Origin of the sequence: Sorangium aterium (assembly GCF_028368935.1) — a bacterium.
Lineage (GTDB): Bacteria > Myxococcota_A > Polyangia > Polyangiales > Polyangiaceae > Sorangium > Sorangium atrum.
In genome coordinates, this window is sequence record NZ_JAQNDK010000002.1 from 13121 (window position 1) to 39310 (window position 26190).

The 26190-nt window shown below is 69.7% G+C and carries 21 protein-coding genes; 14 read left to right on the forward strand and 7 right to left on the reverse strand.

Annotated features, from left to right (window positions below):
- Positions 1-13: 13 nt before the first annotated feature.
- The 14 genes from POL72_RS14950 to POL72_RS15015 all read left to right on the forward strand — a co-directional run bounded on the left by POL72_RS14950 (position 14) and on the right by POL72_RS15015 (position 16948).
- Positions 14-1549: a phage tail sheath family protein gene (locus tag POL72_RS14950; RefSeq protein ID WP_272095972.1), complete on the forward strand. Its 1536-nt coding sequence runs from the start codon at positions 14-16 to the stop codon at positions 1547-1549.
- A gap of 18 nt (positions 1550-1567) precedes the next feature.
- A complete protein-coding gene (locus POL72_RS14955) occupies positions 1568-2029 on the forward strand; it encodes a phage tail protein (protein WP_272095973.1) in 462 nt (153 codons plus the stop codon).
- Positions 2030-2046: 17 nt separating this feature from the next.
- Positions 2047-2811 carry a T4 family baseplate hub assembly chaperone gene (locus POL72_RS14960; RefSeq protein ID WP_272095975.1) on the forward strand — a complete coding sequence of 255 codons (765 nt, stop codon included), beginning with the start codon at positions 2047-2049 and terminating at the stop codon, positions 2809-2811.
- Between the two features lie 185 nt (positions 2812-2996).
- Entirely contained in the window at positions 2997-4307 is a 1311-nt protein-coding gene (locus tag POL72_RS14965) for a hypothetical protein (RefSeq protein ID WP_272095977.1), read from the forward strand.
- Positions 4308-4326: 19 nt separating this feature from the next.
- The gene (locus POL72_RS14970; RefSeq protein ID WP_272095978.1) at positions 4327-4923 is read left to right on the forward strand and encodes a CIS tube protein; all 597 of its coding nucleotides are present in this window, start codon (positions 4327-4329) and stop codon (positions 4921-4923) included.
- A gap of 9 nt (positions 4924-4932) precedes the next feature.
- Positions 4933-5226: a LysM peptidoglycan-binding domain-containing protein gene (locus POL72_RS14975; protein ID WP_272095979.1), complete on the forward strand. Its 294-nt coding sequence runs from the start codon at positions 4933-4935 to the stop codon at positions 5224-5226.
- Positions 5227-5229: 3 nt separating this feature from the next.
- Positions 5230-6366, forward strand: a complete 1137-nt coding sequence (locus POL72_RS14980; protein WP_272095980.1) for a phage late control D family protein — start codon at positions 5230-5232, stop codon at positions 6364-6366.
- A 5-nt stretch (positions 6367-6371) separates the two neighbouring features.
- Complete coding sequence (locus POL72_RS14985) at positions 6372-7235, forward strand: phage baseplate assembly protein V (RefSeq protein WP_272095981.1); 864 nt, start codon at positions 6372-6374, stop codon at positions 7233-7235.
- A gap of 16 nt (positions 7236-7251) precedes the next feature.
- Positions 7252-7680: a hypothetical protein gene (locus POL72_RS14990; protein ID WP_272095982.1), complete on the forward strand. Its 429-nt coding sequence runs from the start codon at positions 7252-7254 to the stop codon at positions 7678-7680.
- The gene (locus POL72_RS14995) at positions 7677-8066 is read left to right on the forward strand and encodes a GPW/gp25 family protein (RefSeq protein ID WP_272095983.1); all 390 of its coding nucleotides are present in this window, start codon (positions 7677-7679) and stop codon (positions 8064-8066) included. Before POL72_RS14990 ends, POL72_RS14995 begins: the two co-directional genes overlap by 4 nt.
- A gap of 18 nt (positions 8067-8084) precedes the next feature.
- Complete coding sequence (locus tag POL72_RS15000; protein WP_272095984.1) at positions 8085-9650, forward strand: baseplate J/gp47 family protein; 1566 nt, start codon at positions 8085-8087, stop codon at positions 9648-9650.
- Entirely contained in the window at positions 9643-12186 is a 2544-nt protein-coding gene (locus tag POL72_RS15005; RefSeq protein WP_272095985.1) for a hypothetical protein, read from the forward strand. The genes POL72_RS15000 and POL72_RS15005 overlap by 8 nt, the downstream gene beginning before the upstream one ends.
- Positions 12187-12219: 33 nt before the next feature.
- Positions 12220-13815 carry an IPT/TIG domain-containing protein gene (locus POL72_RS15010; protein ID WP_272095986.1) on the forward strand — a complete coding sequence of 532 codons (1596 nt, stop codon included), beginning with the start codon at positions 12220-12222 and terminating at the stop codon, positions 13813-13815.
- A 64-nt stretch (positions 13816-13879) separates the two neighbouring features.
- On the forward strand, positions 13880-16948 hold the full coding sequence (locus POL72_RS15015; protein ID WP_272095988.1) for a vWA domain-containing protein: 3069 nt from the start codon (positions 13880-13882) through the stop codon (positions 16946-16948).
- Positions 16949-17124: 176 nt separating this feature from the next.
- Here POL72_RS15015 and ycaC read toward each other — a convergent pair whose 3' ends face one another.
- The 7 genes from ycaC to POL72_RS15050 all read right to left on the reverse strand — a co-directional run bounded on the left by ycaC (position 17125) and on the right by POL72_RS15050 (position 26176).
- Positions 17125-17748, reverse strand: a complete 624-nt coding sequence (gene ycaC, locus POL72_RS15020; protein WP_272095989.1) for an isochorismate family cysteine hydrolase YcaC — start codon at positions 17746-17748, stop codon at positions 17125-17127.
- A 69-nt stretch (positions 17749-17817) separates the two neighbouring features.
- A complete protein-coding gene (locus POL72_RS15025; RefSeq protein WP_272095991.1) occupies positions 17818-18744 on the reverse strand; it encodes a pirin family protein in 927 nt (308 codons plus the stop codon).
- Between the two features lie 99 nt (positions 18745-18843).
- Positions 18844-19764 carry a LysR family transcriptional regulator gene (locus POL72_RS15030; RefSeq protein WP_272095992.1) on the reverse strand — a complete coding sequence of 307 codons (921 nt, stop codon included), beginning with the start codon at positions 19762-19764 and terminating at the stop codon, positions 18844-18846.
- Positions 19765-19974: 210 nt separating this feature from the next.
- On the reverse strand, positions 19975-22416 hold the full coding sequence (locus POL72_RS15035) for a glycosyltransferase (RefSeq protein WP_272095993.1): 2442 nt from the start codon (positions 22414-22416) through the stop codon (positions 19975-19977).
- 60 nt (positions 22417-22476) lie between these two features.
- Entirely contained in the window at positions 22477-23424 is a 948-nt protein-coding gene (locus tag POL72_RS15040) for a glycosyltransferase family protein (protein ID WP_272095994.1), read from the reverse strand.
- Positions 23425-23453: 29 nt separating this feature from the next.
- Positions 23454-24419 (reverse strand): hypothetical protein, encoded by a 966-nt coding sequence (locus POL72_RS15045; protein WP_272095995.1) that lies wholly within the window; start codon positions 24417-24419, stop codon positions 23454-23456.
- Between the two features lie 284 nt (positions 24420-24703).
- Complete coding sequence (locus POL72_RS15050) at positions 24704-26176, reverse strand: hypothetical protein (RefSeq protein ID WP_272095996.1); 1473 nt, start codon at positions 26174-26176, stop codon at positions 24704-24706.
- Positions 26177-26190: the final 14 nt, after the last annotated feature.

Consider the following 26190-nt stretch of genomic DNA (forward strand, 5'->3'; position numbering starts at 1 on the left):
CTAGATCGCGAGGATGAGCATGAATGTTGGCATCAATCTGTTAGAGGTCGATGGCAAGGCGACGCCGAGCATCCAAGCGGCACCCACCTCGGTGGCGGGTTTCATCGTCCGCTCCAAGCGGGGCGTGCCGGGCAAGGTCCGGCAGGTGACGAGCTTCGCGGACTTTCGCGACTATTTCGGCGATTACGACAAAGCCGCGTTCGGCGCCTATGCGGTGCGCGGCTTCTTCGATAACGGTGGCTCGCTCGCGTACGTGACGCGCGCCGTCGCCACGGCGGCGTCGGGCTCGGTGACCGCCGCCACGCCGGCCACGCGCGATTTCCCGTCCGCGGGCGCGGGCGCGACCACGGCGATCACCGTGACGGCCGGGTACCGCGGCAGCCCCGATCCGGGGGCGTGGGGCAAGGGCATCTCCGTCGGCATCACCTCGAACAGCGATGGCACCTACAACCTCGCCGTCCAGTACAACGGGGTCCAGGTCGAGCTCTGGGAGAAGATCAAGTTCGGGGGCGTCGGAGCCGAGAACCCGCTCAAGATCAACGACGAGGTCGCGGGCTCCAAGTACATCGTGGTGGCCATCCCGTCGGCCGCCACGGCGAACCCGGCGCCGACGGCGAGCCCGGCGTTCGCTCCGCTCAACTCCGGCGGCGCGGACGACAACCTCGACGCCTCCGGGCGGGAGTCCGATCGGGTCGCCGAGCTGCAAAAGGCCGTCGACAACCGGGTCTTCGACGGCGTCGACGTCCAGCTCCTCTGCTGCCCCGAGACCCACGACGCCGCGCTGGTGAACGCGGCGCTCACCTACTGCGCGGACCGCGGCGACTGCATGTTCGTCGGTCACACGGCGGAGAACGCGGACGCCGACGCGGCCAAGGCCTATGGCCAGCCCCTCCGCGGAGACAAGCGCTACGGGGCGATCTATTTCCCCTTCATCCGCGTGAGCGATCCGCTGGGCGGCTTCCGGTGGATCCCGCCCACGGGCCACGTCCTCGGCGTCTATGCCCGGACCGAGCGGGAGCGCGGCATCTGGAAGGCGCCGGCCGGCAACGCGGCCAGCGTCAACAACGCGCTCGACGTGAAGTTCGCCATCAACGACGTCAAGCACACCGATCTGGTCAAGAACGGATCGGTGAACGCGGTGCGGTTCATCGCCGGCCAGGGCATCGTGGTCGACAGCTCGAGGACGCTCAGCACCAACCCGCTCTGGCTCTACGTCAACGTGCGCTTGCTCTTCAATTTCGTGAAGAGCTCGCTCAAGTACGGCCTGCGCTGGGTCGTGCAGGAGCCGAACGACCCGACCCTCTGGAGCAAGGTCAAATACAACAGCGTCACGCCGTTCCTCATGGGGCTCTGGAGGCGAGGCGCGTTCGGCCCCGGCGCGCCCGACAAGGTGTTCAGCGTCAAGGTCGACGGCGAGAACAATCCTCCCGCGAACATTCAACAGGGGATCTTCAACGTCGAGGTCTATTTCTATCCGTCGCGTCCCGCCGAGACGGTCATCATCACCGTGGGGCAACAAGAAGGCGGCGCGTCGGCAAGCGATCGCTGATCGGGAGGAGGGCTCATCATGGCGGATCTTGGGTTCACCGAAGCGTACAGGACGCACGAGTTCGTGGTCGAGATCGAGGGCATCGAGAGCCCAGGCGTCACGAAGGTGACGGGCCTGAGCGACGGCGAGGTCGACGCGATCGACCAGCCCGACGGAGGCTCCAACATCGTCCACAAGATCAGCTCGGGCATCATCAAGCACGGGGATATCACCATCGAGCGGAACATGGACGGGACCGCCGCGGACAAGGCGTTCAAGGACTGGTTCCAGGAGATGTTCAAGATCGACGGCACGGGCCTCGGGTCCAAGCTGCGGCGCAACGGATCGGTCGTGAAGAAGCAGTTCGGCGCGGAGGTGATGCGCTTCGCGTTCGAGGGCGCGTGGATCAAGTCGTCCAAGTTCACCGATCTCGACGCCTCCGCTTCGGGGCTCATGAAGCAGACCATCGTGCTCGCCATCGAGCGGATGACGCGCATCTGACGGATCGCGGGCCCACGATGAGCGCACGCCAAGTGGAGTATGAGGTCACCCTGCCCGTCGGACACACCGACGCTTCGGGTCGCGTGCACCGCCGCGCTTCGATCCGGAAGATGCGCGGGCACGAGGAGGCGCTGTTCTATGATCCGCTCCTCACCCCCGGGCGCCTCGTCACGGAGCTCGTCAAGGGCTGCCTGATCCGCCTGGGCGACATCGACGCGATCACGAGCGATCTCGTGTCGCAGCTCTACTCGGCGGACCGCAACTACCTCATCGTCGAGCTGCGCCGGATCACGCTCGGGGATCAGCTCCAGGCGTCGTACACGTGCCCGAGCTGCGGGGGCGAGACGACGGTGGTCGAGGACCTCGGGAGCCTGGAGGTCCGCCGCCTCACCAACGGATCGAGCCCCCAGGCCATCGCGGTCACGCTCGAAGACGGATACGAGGATCGCGACGGCGCGGTGCACCGCGAGGTGCAGGTCCGCCTCCCCCGCGGGGCGGACGAGGAGTTCGTCTCGCGCACGGCCGAGAAGGATCCGCTCCGCGCTCGGGACGCCTTGATCCTCCGCTGCATCGAGTCCTTCGGCGCCCTCCGGCGCCAGGCGCTCGAGTCGTACGGGATCAAGATCCTGCGCGATCTCACGATGGGCGATCGGCGGCTCTTGTACCAAGCGATCGAGGCGCAGACCCCGGGGGTAAACTTCCGGCGGTCCATCCGCTGCGCGCATTGCAACGGCCAATTCAGCGCCGTGCTGGAGGCGTCCGGTTTTTTCGTGTTGGGCTAGGTGGAGGAGCTCGCATTGCTCGCGAGGTCTTCTATCTAGCCTATCATCTGCACTGGTCGAGGACGGAGATCATGGACCTCGACGTGAGCGAGCGGCGAGCCTTCGTGAGGATGCTCGCCGAGCGCATCGAGTCCGAGAACGAGATGATCGACGAGCTGAACCGGCGTCTCCAACGAAGGTGAACCATGCCCAAGGGTCCCCTCATCCACGCTGTGGCGCCTGCACCGAGCGTCGCTCCGATCGACGCGGCGCTCGCCATTGGCCGGACCCGCGCGCGCGCTGTCGCGACGGCGCCGCGGCTCGGCGTGTGGATGCTGGATGTCCGACCGCGCCGCGGCGCCGCCGTCGCGATGGGTGGATTCGAGGGAATCGCCGCGGTCTTCAAGCTCCCGGCGCTCCAGGGGGAGCGCCCGGCGCCTCAAGGCATCTCCGCGGCGGGGCCTGCGCCCGTCGCCCGGGGCCCCGAGCCCCAAGGCATTTCCGCGACGGCAGCGCCCGCGCTCGTCTTCGGCGGCCATGGCCTCGAGCCTGGAGGCATCCTTGCGGCGGCGGCGCCCGCGAGTTCCCCTGCGGTCACGACGGGAGGGCTCGAGAGGTCCCCCTCGGTCGCGACGGGAGGGCTCGAGAGGTCTCCCGCTGTCGCGACGGGAGAGCTCGATAGGCTGCCCACGGTCGCGACGGGAGGGCTCGAGAGGTCCCCCGCGTTTGCGACCGGAGAGCTCGAAGGGCTCCCGGCGGTCACGATGGTGGAACCTCTCAGGTCTCCGCGGATCCCGGCGGTCTTCGAGCTCGCGGGCCCCGACGCCGTTCCTGCGCGATCTCCCCTCCCACAGCGCGGCGGCGCCCTGGAGGGGAGCGCCGTCATGCCGTTCCTCCACTCGAGGCGAATGGCGATGGCGTCGATGCGATCGGCCGCCGGCGTGTGGGGCCCGATCGTCTCTCCGCTCCTCCCCGCGGCCTCCAGCCTCTCGCGGTGGGTGGTCCCGAACGTCTCCGGACCGAACCTCTCAACGGGCCCGGATCGACGCCGCGCCGCACCCTATACCCCTCTCGCCGATCACGGCGCAGCGAGCCCCCCTCGAGGCGCCGTCGATCCTCTCGGCTCCATCCCTGAACGGGGGGACTCGCCGACGGACGGAGCGCGAGGATCTTCCACCGTCGACGTCGATCTCCCCGACATCGATGTTCCTTCGCCCGCTCGCGACGCGGCGGCCCCGACCGAGGCGCCGATCGAGGGCCCGGCGCTGGTCCACCGGCGCGCTCCGGCGCGGTCGCTCCCCGCGCGCGGCCTCGACGGGCTCGCGGGTCCTTTGATCGACCTCGTGAGGCGCGAGGTCTCGGAGGAGGTGGCGCGCGCCGCCGAGCACAAGCCGCCGCCCCCGCCCCCGCCCGCCCACAGGGTGGACGTGGAGAGCGACGATTTCGTCCGCGGGCTGATGAACCGGATGGCCTCGATCGCCCGCGACGAGCAGTTCCGCAGCGGGCGACTGCGTTGATGGCGGAAGGAGCGATGTGATGAGCGAGCGACAAGTCCTGCGTGGGTTCCTCGCGAACGTCGACGTGCTCCCGCCTCTGATCGTCACGTTCCAGTTCAACCCTGCGTCGATCAGCGACAACAAGGCGGTGAGCTACGCCGACCGCGCCGAGACGATCGGCAGCAACGCGCCTGGGAAGGTCTACACGGGTGGCGGACACCGTACCATCAGCTTCGATCTCAAGCTCCATGGCCTCGAAGAGGGCACGAACAAGCTCAACCCGACGCCGCTCGACAACGGCGTCTCCACCGAGCTCGCCAAGCTCCGCTCGTTCCTCTACCCCAAGGCGGACGCGTGGGCGACCCTGAGCGGGCTCTTCGGAGGGGGCAGCGAGGGGACGCGCATCTCGGCGCCGCCCACGTGTTATTTCGGGTTCGGGACGCGCATCCTCGAGTGCGTCCTCACCGATCTCCGCGTCAGCGAGACGCAGTTCAACAGCCTGCTCGCGCCGGTCCGGGCCGACGTGGGCGTCACGCTCGTCGTCATCGAAGAGACCGAAAGCGCGCTCTACGAGTTCGACAAGCAGCACCGCAACGTGCTCGCCGCGCTCGGCCTGCAGAACATTCGCTTGTTTTGAGGGACCACGATGCCGCTCTCCATCCACTCTCGTTACCATGGCCTCCCCACCGTCGATGTCGGCGGTTCGGTCAGCCTCGCGCAGCGCCCGCCGGCTCCGGAGCGGGATTACCCGGACAGCCTCATCCACGAGATCGTGGGCGGAGAGACGCTCGACCAGCTCGCGAAGCTCTATTACGGCAGGGAGGACCTCTGGTGGCGAATCGCCGACGCCAACCCGCGCCGCTTCGCGCACGCGTGGGGGCCGGGCGACAAGCTCGTCATCCCTCCCATCCAGGTCGCCACCAGGACCGCGGCGAGGTGACCTTTGGGCGCGGACCTCTTCTACCGCGTGAGCGTGGACGCGAGCGGCGCCGGCTACGACCTGTCCGGTGACATCGTGTCGCTCACCGTCGAGCAGCGCGACGCCCAGCCCGACTCCATGGTCGTGACGCTCAGCGATCCCTACAAGGTGCTGAGCCACGCGGTGCAGGAGGGCATGGACGTCGAGGTCGAGCTCGGCACGAGCGACGATCACGCGCTCGTATTCGCGGGGCGCATCTACCGGGTCGACGGCAGCTTCCCCGCGAGAGGCGTCCCCACGCTCCGGGTCCAGGCGTACGACCGGAGCATGAAGATGGGGCTCAAACGTCGCAATCGCCCCTTCACCGACATGGCGCTCTCCGACATCGTGAGGAGCGTCGCCGGTCTTCACGGCTTCTCCAGCGTCAACGTGGACGTGGTCGGCGACCCGCGCTTCACGGGCAACGGCATCCGGCAGCAGGACAAGACAGATCTCGACTTCCTCCTCGACCTCGCGCGGACCTATGGGTGCGTGATGTACGTCCGGCCCGGCGACGCGGGCGACACCCTCCATTTCGTCTCTCAATACACAGTGATGATGACCGAGCCCCTCGTCACCCTCCATTACGGGCGCGCCGGGGCCGCGCACCCGCTCTACAGCTTTCAATCGAGCGCGAACGTGAGCGACGTCGAGCTCCCTCGGGTGCTCTCGGGCATCGACTTCGACACGGGCCAGGCCACGAGCGTGACCACGGCGCAGGCGCTCGAGGTGCGCGAGGAAGAGGACCCGTTCTTCGACGAGAACCTCACCGCCTTTCGGACCGACCACCCTGTGAAGGCCGCGCAGCTCGAGGTCCTCATCGGGGCAGCCTCGGCCACGCAAGCCGTGCTCCGGGAGGAGCTCGGCACCTCCACGCGGCAAGGCGTCCCCACCTTCACCACCGAGGCCGAGCTCAACACCCTGGCGCAGAACCAGTTCTCGACCAGCCTGCGCGGCATGCGAGGGAGCGGCTCCTCGCCCGGGATCAAGGAGATGTTCGCCCGATCGAGCGTGTCCATCCAGGACGTCGGCGGGCGCTTCTCGGGCACCTGGTACCTCTCCCAGGTGCGGCACAAGCTCGATCGAGAGGGGTACAAAACCGAGTTCGAGTGCCGACGATGAGCGACATGGGCGACACGGGTACGGCCGAGCGGCGCGAGCAGCGCTATTACGGCAAATACGCCGGGATCGTGATGGACAACGCCGCTCAGGGCGGGGGCGCGCACCGCGGCCAGATCAAGGTGCGCGTGCCGGGGATACTCGAAGAGGAGCCCGGCGGCGGCGCCGACCGCCCCATCGAGGTGGTCGCCGCGCCGAGCTTCCTCCCCGGCTTCTTCTTCATCCCCGAGGTCGAGGCGCCGGTGTGGGTCGAGTTCGTGGCGGGAGACATCAACTTTCCGATCTGGACCGGCGTCTTTTATCCAAACGACGCTCCGCCCAACGACAGCGGCGGGAGCGCCCCGGACGAGCACAAGAAGATCATCCGCACGCCCTCCGGTCAGGTGATCCACCTCGACGACACGAGCGGGAGCGAGAAGCTCGTGATCAAGGACGAGAAGAACAAGAACACCGTCACGATGGACGCGAGCGGCATCAAGGTGGAGTGCGAGCAGAGCAGCGGGACAGGCACGATCACCATGGACTCGAACGGGGTCACCATCGAGTTCGGCCAGGCCAAGCTGACGCTCTCCCAGAGCGCCATCGAGCTCAAGGCCGGCGCCACGGTGTCCCTCAAGCTCGACGCGTCGAGCGGCGCCACGCTCGAGGGTGGACCGCTGAGCAAGGTGGCCGCGGGCCCCTCGGGGGTGACCGTCACGGACGCGACCGGCGCGGCGCAGGGGGTGGTGCTCGGGCAGATCCTCTCGTGGCTGCTCGCTCACACGCACATCGGCAACATGGGCGCTCCGACGCCGCTCAACCCGGGACAGCTCGCGCAGCTCACGGCGCAGATGTCGGCGGGGTCGGGCGTGGCGTCGAGGCCGGGCGGTTGATCGAGGAGGAGGCGAGATGGCGCTCAATATCGGTGACAGGGACGCGACCAGGGGCATGACCAAGGTGATCTTCGACGCCATGGACGCCGAGCTCCGCCCGCCGATGGAGCAGTCGCTCCGCGACACCGGATCCCCCGAGGACGAGATCCAGAAGGCGGTCATCAAGGCGCAGGCCAACTGGCGGCAGCTCAGCTTCGTCATCGCCTCGGGGCTGGTCTCGTCGCTGCGCAGGGATCCATCGCCTTCCCCCGCGGACCCGGTGTTCGGAGAGGCGTTCTCGTCCAGGGTCGAGGACGCGGTGTTCTGGGACTGGCTCAAAGGCTTCGTCGGCGTGTTCCAGAGCTGGGCGCCCACCACGGCGGACGGCGTGAACCTCAAGAACGCGATCAACAGCTACCTCTCGGGCAAGCCCGTGCCCGAGCAGCTCCGAGGGATCCTCCAGTGAGCGACGCCATCCGCGGGCTCTCCTTCCCCTTCCGCATCACCGAGGGCGGCGGCGTCGCCGAGCAGCGCGGGACGGACAAGCTCAAAGAGAACATCGTGCAGATCCTGCTCACCGGCGCGGGGGAGCGCGTGATGCGGCGCGACTACGGCGGCGGCCTCCGCAAGCTCCTCCACGACCCGAGCAACGTCGCGCTCAAGGCCATCGTGCAGCACCAGATCGCCAAGGCGGTGAGCCGGTTCGAGCCCCGCGTCCTCGTGCAGAGCATCGAGGTCGAGGCGAGGCGCGACGGCGGCGCCGAGCAGCTCTGGGTCTCGATTTCATACGTCATCCGCCGCACGCGGCAGACACAGTCGCTCAGCGTCCCCATCGGCCTCGGCGGGATCTGAGCGAGGGAGGAGCGTCCCATGAGCGACGAGCAAGGGCGAATCGACTACACCAACAAAGATTACGAGTCCCTCCGCGCGGCCCTCCTCGAGCTCGCGGCGGAGCGGCTGCCCGAGTGGACCGATCACTCGCCGAACGACATGGGCGTCGTGCTGCTCGAGCTCTTCGCGCACATGGGCGACTCCCTCTTCTACAACCAGGATCGCATCGCGGCCGAGAGCTTCCTCGCGACCGCGCGCGAGCGGAGGAGCGTCGTCAACCTGCTCCGCCTCATCGGTTACGAGCTCCGCCCGCCCACCGCCGCGTCGGCCGATCTCACCCTGCTCTTTGCCAACAACGCGACGGGCTCCGCCACCATCCCGACAGGCGCGCAGTTCACGACGACCAAAGAGAGCACCGGCGTCGCCGTCAAGTTCCAGCTCATCAAGCCCGCTGTCACGATCGCCAGGGTCGAGGACCTCCCGCTCATGCGCGTGGACGAGCGCGGCGAGCTCGTCCCCTTCGTGGTGGGCGGCGCCCGGCCGATCGACAACACCGTGTTCAGGGCCTACGAGACCTTGCCCGTCGTCCAGGTCGATGATCCTCCGCCGCCTCCCAAGGACATCCTCGGATCGTCCGACGGCAGCGCGGGACAGAGGTTCCGGCTCGCGCTCAAGCCGCTCATCGACGAGACGCTCGTCGTGACGGTCGACGAGGGCGCGAGCGAGGCCTGGACGCGCGTGCCGAGCCTGCTCCACAGCAGCGGCCGAGACAAGCATTATGTCGTCCGACGCGACGAGGACGACTACGCGTGGATCGAGTTCGGCAACAACACCTACGGGAAGGCGCCCCGCCGGGGCCGGAACAACATCACCGCGCGCTACCTGGTCGGCGGCGGCGAGAAGGGCAACGTGCCGCCGAGGGCGATCTCCAAGATCGTGATCACGCCCGACGTCCCGGGCCTCAAGCGGGTGATGAACGTCAAGGCGGCGAGCGGGGGCGGAGAGCACGAGGCGGCGGCAGCGGCCGCGGCGCGGGCGCCGCAGCAGTTCCGCTCGTCCGGGCGGGCCGTCACGGCGGCCGACTACGAGCTCCACGCCAAGAGCTATGGAGTCGCCAAGGTGCGCGCGTTCGCGCCGTCGTGGAACAAGGTCAACCTGGTGGTGGCGCCCGAGGGCGGCGGCGCCCCGAGCGAGACGCTCCGGCGCGATCTCGAGGCGTACTTCGATGGCAAACGGATGATCACCACGCAGATCGAGATCGTCGATCCAAAGACCCCGCTCGTCCTCATCGAGGGGGATCTGGTGGTGGAGCCGCGCTTCTCGCAGCCGCTCGTCAAGGCGCGCGTCGAGGCCGTGATGCGCGAGCTCTGGTCGTTCGCCAACGTCGACTTCGAGGACCACCTCTACATCAGCAAGATCTACGAGGCCATCGAGGGCGTCGAGGGCGTCGGGGCCATCAACATCACCCGCTTCGCCCGCGCCGACGCCCCCGCGGGCAGCCCGGCCATCCCCCCCGACGGCACGCTGCGCTTCTCGTTCAACGAGATCCCCGACGTCAAGGGGATCTCGTTGAACAGCGTCACCGGAGGGCGCCTCGATGCCTGAGCTCGACGCCCGAGCCGACGCGCGCGGCGAGCGCATCGACCTCGACCTCACGCTGGTAGGAACGGCCGAGTCCGTGCCGCACGCGCGCGTGCTGCGGCGCCGCTCCTCGACCCCCAAGTCGGCGACCGACGGGCTCGTCGTGCTCGACCTGGCCGATCTGTTCACCCAGGCCGGTGATCCTTGGCCGGAGGTGCGGCGGCAGCGCTACCTCGTGCTCAACACGCTCGCGGAGGGCGGCATGGTGCAGGCCGAGCTCGCCGCCTACGTGGGCGCGGGCGGCGCCGTGGAGCAGGTGGTGATCACCGCCTATGATCGCACGAGCGACGGAGTTCGTGTCGTCCGGATCGATCAGGTGAGCCGGGTGGTCACGACCGGCGGCGCCACGGAGATCTTTCAGCGCATCGGCGCCGCGCCCGAGACCTCGGCGGGCACCTTCACGGCCTCGGGCGGTCAGGTCGTCTGGTCGGCGGGCGCCGTGACGCTCGCTGTGGACTATGACCGCCGGGAAGATCAAGAGACGGTCTCCACCGTCCTGGAGGAGGGGGGAGCGCGCGTCCGCTTCTCCACCCGCGCGGACGGCGAGGACATCCGCGTCACCGACTACCGAGCTTCGTTCAACCCCGACACCGGCGAGTGGACGCGAACCCTTCGCATCGCCGACGAGGAGCGCTCGTCCAAGGCCCCGCGCGGCGCGCTCGACCCTGGCCCGACGCGCTTCCCCTCGAGCGCCGCGCGAGGGCTGGAGCCGGGGACGACCTATTATTACGCCGCGTTCGCCGCGACGTCTGGGGCCTTCGCCGCGAAGCCGTTCGCGACGGCCGCGGCGACGGCCACGGCGAGCTACGGAGGCGGTGATCTCCTGTATCGCCTGCTCCCCGAGGCGCACCGCTTCTTCGACGAGCGCGAGGCCGCCCAGGCAGGCGCGGGGCAGCTCCGCCGCTTCCTCCGGATCTTCGGGGACGGCGTCGATCTCGCGCGGAGCACGGCCGAGGGGCTCCTCTCGCTCCACGACGTCATCACGGTGGACGCGGCGCACCTGCCTCGCCTGGCCGCGTGGATCGGCTGGGAGCCCGATCGGACGCTGGCCGAAGAGGTGCAGCGCACGGACATCCTCGCCGCGCCCGAGATCTTCGGCACGGTCGGGACGATCCCCAACCTCACGTCGCTGGTGAGCAGGGTCACGGGGTACGAGTGCGATGTCAAAGAGTTCGTGAACAACGTGTTCATGACCAACGCGCCCGAGACCTCGCGCCATGTGCAGGTGTATCAAGCCATCAACACGGGAGCGGGCTTCGGGGCGCCGGGCCCTCAGGCCAACCTTTACCCACCATCGAACGAGCCCGCGATCACCCAGGCCTGGCCGGACGCGTTCGACGGCGAGCCCTCGGCCGCGATCGGCCCGGGAGGTTCGGTGTGGCTCTTCTGGCACGCTCACCGAGCCGCCGCAGGCCGGCCGGGGCGCCGCCGCGTCTGGGCCCAGCGGCTCAAGGGCCTCGATCCCGCGCCGATCGACGTGCTCGGCGATCTGCCCGATGACCCGGGCTTCGTCGACGAGGGCCCGGCCGCGCTCTTCGACGGAGCCAGGATGTGGCTCTTCTGGTCCTCGAACCGCGGCAAGACAACCGATCTGTGGGCGCGTACGTTCACCGGCGATCTGGCGACGCGGAGCGCCGCCGTGCGCCTCACGAGCCACGCCGCGCCGGACGCGCGGCCCGCCGCGGCGCGCGACACGAGCGGTCGTATCTGGGTGTTCTGGGAGTCCCGCCGCCGAGGCCCCACGGATATCTGGGCCATCAGCACGGCGGACGGGGTGACGTGGGACAAGCCGGTTCGCGTCACGTCCGGTGACGCGCGGGATCAGATGCCCGCGGCCGTGATCGATCCAGCCGGGGTCCTGCGCCTGTTCTGGAGCGCGGACAGGGGCGATCGCAGCGTGATCCTGCAGACGAAGCGGACCGGCGCGGGCTTCGGCGCGCCCGAGGAGGTCGTCTCGGCCGCCCCCGGCGTCCGCAACGAGGCGCCGGCCGCCGTGGTGTGGAACGGCAACGTGTGGCTCCTCTGGTGCTCGAACCAGGGTGGCAGATTCCGTATCTGGGCCAGGGTGCAGGCGGGCGGCACGGTGTGGGGGACGTCGTTCCTGGCGATCGGCCGCCTCTCGAACGACAGGGACCCCGCGCCGGTCCTGGACGGCGCGGCGCTGTCGCTCTTCTTCTCGTCGCGGGAGGGCGGGGAGCGCTTCCAGTCGCGCACCGTCGATACGGCGTCTCCTGCGGGAAAGCTCGCCCTCAAGACCATGCACCGCCACGCCGACCGGATGCACTACACCTACGACACGCGGCGCGCCAAGGAGAGCTTTTATGCGCGCGACGCTGTCGGGATCTACCTTCGCGCGTCGGGCGTGCCCGACGTCGAGCAGCGCCAGGCCGTCACGCGCGCAGGGGCGTTCGTCGCGCCGTTCCGACCGCTCCAGATGAGGCTCGTGTGGATCCTGGAGCGCGCCGACGGATCGATCGAGGCCGTGCAATCGGACGGTTGAGCAGGACTGTCGTCGAAAACGAGGAATCAAGCCATGGGTAACTTCTCCAAATCGCCGCTCGACGTGCTCAAGGACAACATCGACAACGGGTATGTCGGCCTCCACGTCGAGCAGGGCGTGCCCGTCCTCGATCGCGACCTGAACCTCCTCGGCGACCTCATCATGGCGCGCCTCCGGAGCGTCGTCGGCCGGTACATCGGCGACGGCGTGCCGGACGCGGCGACGACGTTCAACATCGCCCCGGTGAGCCCCGCGGCGGCGGACGACTTCATGATCAGCGCAGGGGGAGCGGGCGTGTTCCTGGCGGGCGGCATGGAGATGTCCATCAGCGCCTCGATCCGCTACAAGGCCCAGCCCGGCGGCGTGCCCGCGCTGAGCACCTCGGGGCCCAGGACGGACACCATTTATCTGGACACGTTCACCGACGAGGTGGGGGCCGATCCGGTGATCAAGCTCGACAACCCGGACGACGTGGGGATGCGGACCTCGGTCCGGCGCAAGCCCAACTGGGTCGTGCGCGTGGCCGAGGGGGTGGACGTGACCACCAGCCCGCCGGGCGCGCTGCCCGCGGCGCCGTTCGGGCACACCTATACACCGCTCGCGCTCCTCGCGCGGCCCGCGGGCGGGGCCGCCATCACGGCCGCCATGCTCAAGGACCTCCGGCGAAAGAACATGTCGTTCGCGCTGCTCGAGCAGCGCATCCAGACGCTGGAGCGCCTCCTGGCACCCGTCATCACCAGCTTCACGCCGCAGACCGTGAGGCCCGCGCAGACGAGCCCGATCACCATCACCGGGCGCAATTTCCAGGTGGGCACCCCCCAGGTGCTGCTGGGAGACACCCAGGCCATCGTCGATCTGGCGGCCTCTACGGACACGAGCCTCGTCGTGAGGCCGCCGCTCGGCACCCGCCCTGGCACGTGGCCCCTCAAGGTGCGCAACGACGTCGGCGAGGTCACCGCGCTGCAGAACATCACGGTGCTCGCGTTGAGCGCACCCTCCTTCGTGGCGGCCGGGACCCAGATCACGCCCAAGCAGCAGCGCGTCGGGAACGCCATCACCATCAACGGACTCAACCTCTCGCTCGTCAACAAGATCACGTTCAACGCGGCGGCGCCGGTGGTCGCGCAGCCGACCGACATCCTCGGCCAGAACAACAGCCAGATCCAGGTCAGGATCCCCGACGCGGTCGTGCCCAACCTCACGGCCATCAACGTCACGCTCGCGATCGAGGGGGCCGTCCTCGCCGACGGATCGCCGGTGCCGCTCGCCACCACGGTGGACACGGTGCAGGTGCAGCCTGCGAGCGCGCCGTTCTTCAACGGCTTCACGGGCGCCGGCAGCCAGATCTCGCCGACCAGCCAGCGGATCAACAACAACGTGACGCTCAAAGGTCAAAACTTCGGGTCGGGCTCGCCCAAACCCACGGTCACGTTCAACGCGTCACCCACGCCGGTCTCGGCAGCACCCGGGGACATCACCGTCACCGCGCCCGACGGGGCCGGTCAGCAGACCATCTCGGTCAGGGTGCCTGTGGGGCTCCCGACCGGCGCGGGCGTCACGGTCACGGTCACGGTCGCCGGCTGGTCGGCCACCTCCACCGAGGTGCTCACCGTCCTGCCGGCCGTTTGACGGCCTGGCGTCGGGGCTTCGTCGATCACGATACTCATCTCGCCGATTATCCAAGGGAGGACTCATGGCTCATCAAGTGTATCCGAACGCGACGCCGCTCGCCGTGGCGACCGGCGCCACGGCGACGCAAAGCTTCAGCGCTGTCGCGGACGCCGGCGTGGCGCCCAACAGCGGCTTCTCTGCCATGTTCGTTCACTTCGTCGTCATCGGCGGGGGCATGGTGGCCACGGTCGGGCTCAGCGTCGTCACCGCGGCGGGGACGGGAGCGACCACGACGCTCGTCCTCGATGGTGGTCTCCAGAGCGTGGTCACCGCGGGAGGGGCGGAGATCGCGAGCGTCGAGTACCTGTCCACGGGCGTCGCCAACGTCTTTCGGATCGACTTCTACCCTTCGGGCGCGACCAACGACCTCCCTGGGACCACCTGGAACCTCACCTTCACGCGGGCCGGGGCCGCGGGGCCGCCCACTCAGAGGTACACGTGGGTCGTGGCCGACAGCGCGAGCGAGTCGCAGCAACCGTGGATCCATGCGCCGGACGCTCCGGTGGACGTGGGCACGGCGCTCATGAAGGACCTCCTCACCGGGCAGTCGTACGACGTCTCGGCCACCGTCGACAACTGGGGGACGAAGGAGCTCACGGTCAGCACGCTGGTCATGACGACGCAGGGGGATTACACGCTCAAGACCAAGACGAGCCCCATCGCGCCCGGCGCCTCGGGCGTCTTCACCTTCACGTTCAAGTCGCCGCCCGAGGCCGGCGCGCACCCCGGCGCCTTCACCCTCGCGCACGACGATCCCACGCCCGGCCACGACGCGGTGGTCGATTTCACGGCGAGCACCGGATCCATCGAGGTGGTCCTGCTGCTCGACGCCTCGGGCAGCATGAGCTGGAGGCCGAACGGCACCACGGCGACGAACCCCGACCAGTCTCGCTGGTATCAGCTCGCGCAGGCGTCCGGGAACTTCCTTCATACGTTGTCCCACTTCGCGAGCACCCAGGGCCAGTTCGCGGTCGTGCTCTTCCCCAAGGTCACCGGCTCTCCTTTGGGGGTGCTCGTCCCCAGGACCAAGATCCCTGCCAACCCCAGCTCGGCGATCGCGGCCATCAACGGGGTGACGCCCTCGGGCGGAACGCCGATGGGCGAAGGCGTCGACCAGGCCGCCGGCTCTCCTGGCGTGCCCAACAGCTATGGGCTGTTCAGCGGCGCCGAGGTCGATGTCGCTCACAACCACCGCTGGCTGGTGCTCATGTCCGACGGGTATCACAACCAGGGCAATGCCCCGTCGGAGCAGGCGAGTTACTACGTGGACGAGAAGAAGGTCCGCGCGATCACCGTGGCGTACGGCGATGAGGGCGAGGTCGATCACGGCCGCCTCCAGCGCATCGCCCAGGCCGGCCAGGGCGCCGCCGCGGCTCCCGTCTTCCTCGACGCGGGGCCGAACGACCTCGGCACCGGGCTCATCGGCCAGTTCAACGTCGCGATCAAAGAGGGCCTGGCGCTCGGCTCCATCATCGACCCCGAGGGCGAGCTCACGAACGCCAAGCCGCAGTCGGTTCACCCGTTCGAGGTGACCGCGCACGACCGAAAGGTGTCCGTCACCGTCCATTGGCTCCGCCCGGACAAGCGCGTCGAGGTCGAGCTCATCTCCCCGCTCGGCGAGGTGATCACGGTCCAGGCGCAGCCGGACGGCGTGCGCAGGGTCCGGAGCGAGCTCTACATCTCGTATTTCCTCGACGAGGACGGCCTCCTCAACGCCAAAGATCCGGCCAAGCCCCGTCATGGCACCTGGCGGATCGTGGTCCGCCGCGGCATGAGCGACGACAAGGTGCCCTTCCGGTATGCGTATCAAGTCCTCACCGACTCGGGGCTCGGCTTCGCGCTCACGACGACGCCCGGCGCGCATGTCACGGGCGATTCCATCGACGTCCGAGGAAGGCTCGCGATCGACGGGCTCCCCATCGACGACGCGGCGGTGGTGGTGGTGCTCGAGTCGCCGGTCGACTCGATCCTCAACTGGATCGCGCGCAACCATGTTCCGGCCGACCTGATGAAGAAGGCGGCGTCGGAGATCCGGGAGCGGCGGGAGAAGGACTTCACGGCGATGTTCGTGAAGCTCTGGGCGCTCCGGGAAATGGGGCTCGTATTCAACGACGCCACGGTGAAGCAGAAGGTGCCGATGGTGTACGACCCGACCGACCAAGTGTACAGGGCGACCATCCCGGACACCAAGATCCAAGGCACCTACGCCGCGTACGCGATCGCCAGGGGCGACGACCCCGCGGGCAACCCGTACCGCCGCGAGCGGCGTTTGGAGGTGGGCGTCTCCCCCGTCCCCGATCGCGCGTCGTCGCCGATCGACTTCGATTACTCGATCGTCGACGGTGATATGAACGTGAATATCCGGTTCTGGCCTCAGGACCGCTTCGGCAACGTGATCCTGATCGATCCCTCGTTCGACGACCGGATCGTCGTCAAGGTGTGGGGCGGCAAGGTGGGCCAGGTCCAGATGCACCCCGACATCGACGGCAGCTACGTCGTACGGATCCAATACCCGATCAAGAGCCCGCCGCACGTGGACATCGAGGTGCTCGGCGTCTCGCTCCTTCACGGCTTCCAGCTCCTTGTCCTCAAGGACCTGGTCTTTGCCGAACAGGTGAGCAAGCTGCGCCTCGGCGGCGAGGCCGCCCCCGGCGCCAATCGCCACACCGACGGTGACGCGGTGCTCGGCGATCCCACGCCGAAGCCGCGGGATGTGTTCGTGTCGCTCGGCGCGTACGGCGAACTCGCGGTCGCGGCGCCCGCGATGGCGAACCCGGCCCGCGCGGTGACGGTGTTCGTCCAGCCCGAGGAGGTCCTGCAATCCTATCGCGTCGAGGTGTTGCCCGCGGCGGCACGCTCGCCGACCGATCTGTTCTCGGCGGTCAAGGCCGGTGTGCTCAAGGCCCTTCGCCAGAAGTGGATCCCGCTCGGCACCTCGCCCGGCGTCACGCGCACCTTCAGCCTCGTCCGGGTGGCGCCCAACGGGGTGAGCGCGGTCCGCGTCGTCGACACGAGCGGCAAGACGCGGGGCCGCGATCGATTGCCCAGCGCGAGCCCGGGCGTGAGCCTCCGCGGCATCGGCTTCCGCTGACGTCGACTCTTCAACCCTCCCCCTTCCAGGAGTCGCACTTCCGTCGACCCGAAGGCGGTGAAGGCGGAGCTCAGGTGCCCGCGCCTCGGGCTGGACAGCCTGAAGGCGCCGAAGCGGCTCGGCTGATCCCTCGATTCATTCCCGGCGGGCGAGACGGCGGCGAGCCACCGCCGCCGTCACTTCTTCGTCAGCGCGTTGTAGCTGGTGATGAGGTTGCGATAGTCGGGGATGTGGTTCGAGAACAGCGTCGCCAATCCCTCGATGTCGTTGCGCCAATCGCGGTGCAGCTCGCAGGCGACGCCGAACCACGTCATGAGCTGCGCGCCGGCTTGGGACATGCGATCCCAGGCGGAGTGCCGGGTGATCTCGTTGAAGGTCCCGGACGCGTCCGTGACGACGAAGACCTGAAAACCCTCCTCGAGCGCGGACAGCGCGGGAAAGGCCACGCAGACTTCGGTCACGACGCCCGCGATGATGAGCTGCTGTTTGCCCGTGGCCTTGACGGCTTTGACGAAGTCCTCGTTGTCCCACGCGTTGATGTTGCCGGGGCGCGCGATGTACGGCGCGTCCGGGAACTGCTCTTTCAGCTCCGGCATGAGCGGGCCGTTGGGGCCGGACTCGAAGCTGGTCGTGAGGATCGTCGGCAGCTTGAAGTACTTCGCGAGATCGGAGAGCGCGAGCACGTTGTTCTTGAACGTGTCCGGCTGGATGTCGCGCACGAGCGACAAAAGTCCTGCCTGATGATCGACCAGCAACACGGCGGCGTTGTTCTTGTCGAGTCGAACGTACGGCTTGGTCATGGGCTGTCTCCTCTTCTATCGTCGTGGGTGATGCGTCTGTGTGGCTCGACGCCCGAGCATGCAAGTCGTTCAATCGTCCAGATGGCCGAACTTGCCGCTCGCGAAGTCGGCGAACGCCTGCTGGATCTCCTGCGCGCTGTTCATGACGAACGGGCCGTACTGGACGATGGGCTCGTCGATCGGCTCGCCGCTCAGGACGAGCAGGTGGGCCTCCGATTCGGCTTCGATGAACAAGCGCTCGCCGGCGTTCTCGAACACCGCGAGGTCGTGCGCCGCGGCATGCGTTCCGTTGATCGCGATGTCGCCTTTCATGACGAGCAGGCCCAGGTTATGGCGCGCCGGGAAGGTGAACTCGACCCTGCCTCGCGCGTTCAGGCGGACGTCGAAGACATCGATCTTCGTGAACGTCTGCGCGGGGCCCTTCGCGCCTTGGTATTCGCCTGCGATGACCCGCACGGAGCCCGCATTCTCGGGGAGAGTCACGATGCCCATCCGATCGCTGGTGATGCTTTGATACCGAGGCGGCGACATCTTGTGCGCCTTCGGCAGATTCACCCATAGCTGCGCCATCTGGAACGGGCCGCCGCGGCGCGCGTAGCTCTCTTCGTGAACCTCCTTGTGAAGGATTCCGGACGCCGCCGTCATCCATTGCACGTCGCCCGGACCGATCACGCCGCCGCCGCCCGCGCTGTCGTGGTGCGCGACGCTCCCTTGCCAGGCGAGCGTGACCGTCTCGAAGCCTCGGTGGGGATGCACGCCGACGCCCCGCGGCCTCGCCGTCGGCGAGTACTCGTACGTCGGGTGATAATCCAGCAACAGAAACGGGTTCAGCTTTCGCGCAGCCTCCGGAATCGCCGAAAAGAACCCCGCGACCCGGAAGCCGTTGCCCACCCAGTGCAGGCCTGGAGCCCGGTAGATCCCCTCGATCTTTCGGAGCTCGGTCCGCGCTGCTCGGGTGGCGCTCGTCCGCGTCTGCATCGTATTCGTGGTGGTCATGGCTGCGTTCTCCTGACACGAGGAGGAATAGACATGCCGAGTTCGTAGAACAATACGCAACAGTTGGAAGGACTGTTCCATTTTTTTGGAACAGTCCTGTCACATGCTGGCGGCCACGCTCGGCGTGGCGGATAACACGAGGCGCTGGCGGAGCAGGTCGAGGAACGCTACCACCTTCGGCGAGAGGTGCCGTGTGCTCGGATAGAGCGCGAACACGGGCACTTCGGGCGCCGACCAGGACGCGAGCACCGGCATGAGCCGCCCCGCGGCGAGGTCTTCCGCGCACAGGTACTCCGGCAAGAGCGCTACGCCGAAACCCGCGCGAGCGACCGAGCGAAGCATCTCGTAGTCGTTGACGACGAGCCGCGGGTGAACCGTGATCTCGGCGATCCTGGGCCCCGACCTGAGCTCCCAGGAGCTTCCCTCCGGTGCGAACACGATGCACGGGTGGTCCGCGAGCTCGGCAATGTCGTTCGGCTCGCCAAGCGCCCTTTTGACCTCGGGCGCAGCGACCAGACGGCGCCGCACGGCTCCGAGACGCCGGGCGACGAGGCTCGTGTCCGGCGTGGTGCCGGCCCGCAGCGCGAGGTCGAAGCGCTCCTCGACGACGTCGACCCTGCGATCGGTGCAAACCAGGTCGACCTGGACATCGGGGAAAAGACGCAGGTATTCGGCGAAGATCGGTCCGAGAACGGAGAACGCGAGCGGGGCCGTCACCCGCAAGAGCCCCCGGGGCGTCGACTGGAGCTGCGAGACCGCGAGCTCTGCCTCCTCGAGCGCGGCGACGATGCGAACGCAGTGCTCGTAGTAGACGCGACCGACGTCCGTGAGGCTCAAGGTTCGCGTGGTCCGCTGGAGCAGCCGCGCGCCGACGCGCGACTCGAGATCGGAGATCTTCCGGCTCACGGTCGACTTCGGCATCCCGACGGCGGTCGCCGCCGCCGTGAAGCTGCCTCCCTGAACAACCCTCGTGAAGAGGACGATTTCGTCGAGAGCGACGTTGGGTAGGCGAGGGTCCATGGGTGGTACAATCTACGCGAAATGCGCGGATTGTTCCAAGCGATCGCGACCTCTTTCGATCCGCCTGCGCAAGTCGCGCCCCGCTGGTTCGGGCGCAACCACGCACGCGCTCGAGCGCGCCGGGGCTCCGGCCAGCGACGCAGCGGTGTCAGATCGAGTCCCGAGCTGCAACGCCCGAGCTGCAACCAAGGAAGAGCAGCGCCAGGAGGCTCACACACCGACGCGCTCGACGCGCACCCGCACCTCGGCGGCCGTCAGCGCCGCATCGCGGCCCGCCGCCCCTGCGCCGAGCTCCACCGAGCCGCCCGCGATCTCCGCGATGAGGAGCGGCCCCGTCGCCTTCACGATGCGGCGGGCCTGGTCCAGCACGCGCGCCCTCTCGTCCTCCGTCGCGCCGGCGAGGACACCGCTGAGGATGACCCCGCAGGCGCGGTTCGCCGGCAGCGCGGAGAGCCCGGCGACGGTCGCCACGCGGGCCGCGAGGCCGCACACCTGCGCCACGTCGCGCGCGAGGAGCTCGGCCGCCTCGCCGACCACGACGACGCCGCCGTAGAGCCCGCGCAAGGCGGGGGCGGCGACCGCCCTCACGCCGCGCACGAGCCGCGCGCGCGCCTCGACCGCGTCGGGCGAGCAGTCCGGCAGGCGCTCCGCCGCCGGCGCGTCCGGGGCAGCAGCCATGACGGCCGGGGGCAGCGCCGCCCGGATCGCGGCGAGCCGCGCCCGCCACCACCGCGCGCCATGGGCGATCTCCCGGGCGCGGCGGTCGCGCTCGTCTCGCCCTCGATGGACGTGGACGTGGAACGCCTCGGATACGGGCTTTTGCGGCTGGCGCAGGGCGCGAACGCTCGTGAGCAGGCGTATGTCGATGAGGTCCGCGCGCCGCAGGCCCTCCAGCAGATCGACGAAGGCTCCCTTCTCGGCGCCGCCGCCGATGAACCACTCGTCGAAGCCGCCGAGCGCATCGACGAGGCCTCGCCAGACGATGGGCATCCCGTCGCGCACATCGGAGAGCGACTCGGAGCTCGGGGCGCCGGGGCGGGACCGATCCCCCTGGGCGCCGGGCGCGCCGCCGTCGAGCGGCGTGGCCGAGAGGAGCGGAGCGAGCCCCTCGACGGCGCCCGAGGCCGCCCACGCGGCCGAGCGCTCGATCCACGCGGCCGGCGGCAATGCGACGCGGGCCAGCGCCGGCGTGAGCACGGCCGGCACGCCGCGCGCGAGCGCCGCGTCGTGCTCCGAGAGCGCGTGCTCGACCGCCTCGGGCGAGAGCAGAACATCGGCGTCCACGAACCAGATCAAGGGCGCCCGGGCGGCGCGAACGCCCGCGTTCCTGGCATGGCTGCAGTGCGGGAACTGCCCCCGCGGGCGCGGGCTGTCGACGATCTCGACCCGGAAGGGGTGAGAGCCCGGCTCCGCCGCGGCGCGGATCGCGCCGCCTGGATCGCCGCCGTCGCACACCACCACGACCTCGAAGGACGACGGGGCGGCGGTCTGCGCGCGCAGCGCGGCCACGGCGCGCCGCAGGAGGGGCGCGGTCGAGGGTTGGCACGGGATCACGAGGGCGATGCGCGGGGGAGCGGCGCTCCTCGCGTGAGCCTCTGCAGCGGAGCCGGGCGCGCCGGCCGCAGAACCGGCCGCGTCGCGCGCGGAGCCGGCCGCGTCGCGCGCGGCGCCGCATCCGACGGCCGCATCGCCCGCGGACGCGCCTCTATCGCCCGCTCCCGCCGCAGGGCCGCCCCTCAGCGCCGGCCGCTCGCCGAGCACCTCCCACAAGCTCGCGAGGCACCGCTCGCGCTCGCTCAGGTACGCGTCCCGCGCCGCTTCCTGGATGCGCCGGAGATCCGCCTCCGTGAACGCCATGCAGCGCTCGACCGCATCGCGCACGTCCTCCGGAGCCACCGCGTGCGTGCGCACAAGGCCCTGCGCGCCGTGCGGCGCGGCCGGCATGCGCAGCGCGCAGCCGTCGATCTCGCTCATCGCCTCGGTGTCGGGCACGAGGACCGCGGCGCCGACCGACAGGCCCTCGTGGAGCGCGTGGCCCCAGCCCTCGTAACGAGACGGACAGAGGTGGAATCGAGACGCGTTCTGGTAGAAGCGAAGCCGCCGCTCGTCGACGCGCCCCGCGAACTCGACGTTTCGCGGCCTGAGCGGCCAGCCGAGCGAGGACACGACCGTCAGCGGATACGGGATGCGGTGGCGCTCCCAGGCCAGAAGCACGGAGTCCGTGCCCTTCGCGTCGGAGCCGCCAGGGACGTGCAGGAAGCGCCGCGCCCGAGGCACGGCCGGGTCCCAGCGGTCCTCCGAGAAGAAGCCGAGGTGGCGGGCCCGCGGCGTGAGCGGGGCGAAATGCGACAGCGCGTCCCGGGTCTTGCACAGGACGAGCTCGAAATCGTCGAGCGCGGACCGCATCTCCGGCCGCCACCACTCGGCGTTCGGGATCAGCCAGCGGCGCGGCGCGCCCTCGGCGAGGCGCGGCTCGTAGACCTCGAGGAAGATGACGAGATCGGCGCCCCCCGCTCCGCCCGCGTTCTCGACGCGCTGGAAATGAACGCCGGTGACCCGGTGACCCCAGCTCTCCAGGAGGCTGCCGAGAAGGCGGTAGTCGCGCTCGAGCCCCTTGCCGTTGTCGATGTTGGTGACGATGTGGATCCGCATCTCAGCTCGATACCGCCCGATCCAGCCGCGGCGCTGCGACGGCCCTCCGCCAGGCCACGGTCACACCCAGCCCCTCAACCCCGCGTGGTGCTCGCCGAGGATGCCGAGCATCTGGCGCATGCGGTGCACATACGTGAAGCTCGCCTTGACGCGCGCGTGACCGGCGCGCCGGATCGCCTCGCGCTCGTCGTCGTGCTTCACGTAATAGTCGATGAGGCGCCGCAAGGCCGCGAAATCGCCGAACGGATAGAAGACAACGTGCTCGCGATCCCGGAACTCCTCCTCCAGGCCGAAGATGTAGGGGTGGATCATGAAGCCTCCCCGGCCGAGCGTCTCGTAGATGCGATCGGACCAGTAATGCGGGTGATCGAAGCCGACACACAGGCTGTCGCCCACGACGACCTTCGCCGAGGCGTACAGGCGGTTGAGGGCGTCGCCGCGCACGCAGCTCTCCGGCGAGCCGTGCTTCACGAAGCGGCGGCCGTACGTCTCCGACAGGAAATCCACGAGGCGCCTCCGATAAGGCCACTCCGGGTGATAATCGTACGAGCCCACGAAGCAGACGTCGGCCGCGACGCCGGGGTCGACGTCCGCGAGATAACACTCGGCGCCGTACACGCCGGGCTTCAGGTAATGGTGGCGTATCCCCTGCGCCCGGAAGAACGCCTCGCTCCCGCCGTCGGGCGTGAACACGTGCTGCGTGCGCCAGAACGGGTCGAGCCGGAGATCGCGGCCGCGCGAGAGGCCGGCGTACAGGTCGAGGTGGTACGAGGCCGTCGGGATGGGCAGCTGCGTGATCCAGCGCAGCGCGTCGCCGCGCAGGCCCCAGGTGCGGGTGTAGAGCAGCAGATCGACGTCGCGCGCCATGCCGTCGAGCTCCTGCAGGGTGAAGGCGTTCTCCTGGGCCTGGACGACCTCGACGCCGAGCTCTCGCAGGCTCTCGCCGACGTGGTTCTCGGTCGAGAACGACGGGCCGAAATTGCCGATGTACAGGATGCGACGGCGCATGGGCGAGGGGGCCACGACGGCAGCGCCCGTCAGGGCGGCGGGTCCAGCGGCCACGTGGCCACGAGCGCGCGCGCGTCGGGCGTGCGCGCCTTCGAGAGCACCGCGAGCGTCACGGTGCGATCGGTGACCAGCACGCACGGCGAAGAGAACGTCGCTGGATCGGCGCCGCCGGCGTCCACGGGGAGCACGCGGAACGCGGCGCCCGGGGCCGGCCGGTGCGCGACGAGGAGGTGGGCGGCGGAGGTCGCGACGATCACGAGCCCGCCGCCCGCGCGGTCGGCGTCGAGCTCGAAGACGCGGCGGTCGCCGAACGGCGCGTCCTCGGCGCCGGCTGGGCCGTACGCCGCATCGCGGGCCGAGACGCGCACCGTGCCGGGCAGCGCGCCGCCGCGTGAGGCGCCGGGGGCGACGCGCTTGCACACCGCGGTGGGGCCCGGCGACCCGGCGAGGACCACGACGTCGATGCACTCGCCGAGCGGGCGCTCCGTCGAGGCACCGCCGGCCGCCGCGGGCTCCAGCACGACCGCCGTCGCGTTGTCGACGACGGCGGACACGGAGCCCGGGGCGCCGGGGGAGGGCGCGGGGAGCGAGCCGGCCGCGCCGCGCACGAACCGAGGCCCGCTGAAGCTCGCGAACGGCCGGTGCGCCGTGAGCGAGGTGCGGAGACCGGAGGCGCCGTCGAGCCGGACCAGCGCGTTCACCGCGCCGCCCGCGACCTCCACGACGAACGACAGCGCGCCGCCCTCCGCCGCGGCGTCCCAGCGGGGCAGCGCGGGCAAGAGCTGCGGGATGGTGGCGACGGCGCCCGACGGACCGCGGCCCGCGAGCGGCAAGGCCCAGATGTCCGTGCGGTGCGGCGGGGCCGCGCTGTGCGTCGACGACGCGAGCAGCACGGGCGCCCCGTCGAGCGCGACGAGGCGCAAGGCGTCCGCGAGCGGGGCGTCGGGCAGCGCGGCGGGAGAGAGCGCGAGGGGCGGAGGGGGCGTTTCGTTCATGGGCGCAGATCCGGGGGCTGGGCGGCACGCGGCGGCGGCGAGACAGACGAGGAGCGCGGACACGGGAGGCCCGCGCCGGGGCCTCCAGGGGGTGTTGGTCGAGCGGGGCGAGGGCATGCCGGTCGACCTCCGCGCTGCGCTAGCGCGACAGACGGGTTGAAACCGCATGAAAACAGCAAGAAATTGAACCGCCAAGGCGCCGAGGACGCCAAGATTTTATTGTCTTCTTGGCGTCCTCGCCGCCTTGGCGGTTCATTCCCCTGGTTTCCAAGCTGGTCGGTGCTCTAGATGCGGGCGTTCGTGCGCATGTTCCACAGCTGCACGAGGGCCTGCGGGTTCGACGATTTCGGGTAGCCGGCGAGCGCGGCCGCGAACAGCCCGTCGATCGCGCCGGTCTCCCACGTGGCCGCGTCGGCGAACGGCCCGCCGCCATACGAGGGGTCGTAGAGCTGCCCGCCGTGCACGACGATGAAATGGTTGAAGAACGCGGGCGGGGGCTCGGGGTTCCGCTGGCCGGGGATCCCCGGCAGGTTGACCACGTCGGTCCACATGCGGTGGGTCCACGGGGCGGGCCGCGTGGCGGCGTTCCACTGCCAGTTCTTCACGAGGAACCCTTGAGATCCCGAGGTCCACGCCGCAACCGTGACGACGACCACCACCTTGTCGGCGCTGGTGATGCCGTGGATCTTGAGCATGTCGATGAAGAACTCGGCCCACGAGCCGCACTGCCCGCTGCCGTCGGCGCTCGCGAGGAGCAGGCGGGTGCTCGTGCAGGTGGTCGTGTTCGGGTTCCAGTACGTGAGGCCCACGCCGTCGCGCTTGCGCGTGAGCGCCCGCGTCGCGAAGGGCGTGAAGCTCTGCGACACGACGCGCCCCTCGGTCGTCTCGCCCTGGGCCGCGCGGCACGAGATGTCCACGAGCGTCCAGTAAACCGTGCCGGCCGGCGCGCCGAGCACCGCGTACACGAGGTGCGTCGTCGTGCCCGCGCCGACCCAGCCGGTGCCGGCGGCGTTCGCCTCCCACGTGATCGTCAGCGGATCGTAGCAGGCGACGACGTCCGGCAGCGGCGCGCTGCTCGTCATCGTGGGCGTGGAGACATCGACCGACCCGGGCGAGACGCTGACCGTGCACGTCCATTCGAGCGTGGCGCCGCCGGCCATGGCGCGGCCGCGCAGCTGCACGGACTCGGTCCCGGTGGGCGGCCGGAGCACGCGCAGCACCACGGCGAGCGGGACACGCGCGCCGCGGACGTAGCAGACCGGCGATTGATCCGCCGCCTGCCGGGTGCTCAGCCACTCGGGGGAGGCGAAGTTCCCGAGAGAGTCCCGCTCCACGGCGTGGTTCGCCGCGAAGTCGACCTGGATCACGCCGACCAGCGCATGGACGATGTCGGGCGCCTTCGGCGACGGCTGCACCGGCGGCGGCACCTCGAGCGGCCTGCGCGCCTCCGGGGCGCGCGGCGGCGGGCCGCGGAAGGCGAGGATGCACCCCGTCCGGAGCAGCTCGGCGACGCGCTCGCGCAGCAGGTCGAGCTCGCGCGCCGCGTCGAGCGACACGATGCCGGCGCCCGCGGCGCACAGCTCGCTCAGGAGATCGACGCGGTCGCGGTTCGGCTCCTCCGAAGGGAACCACGCGGGCACCTCGAGGGCGGCCAGGTGAGGCTCGATCGGCTCCGTGCCCTGGGGCAGGACCGCGCCGGCTGCGCGGACGAAGCCGACGTCTCCGTACGCATCGACGACCTGCCAGACGTTGCCCATGAATCCGCGCGATC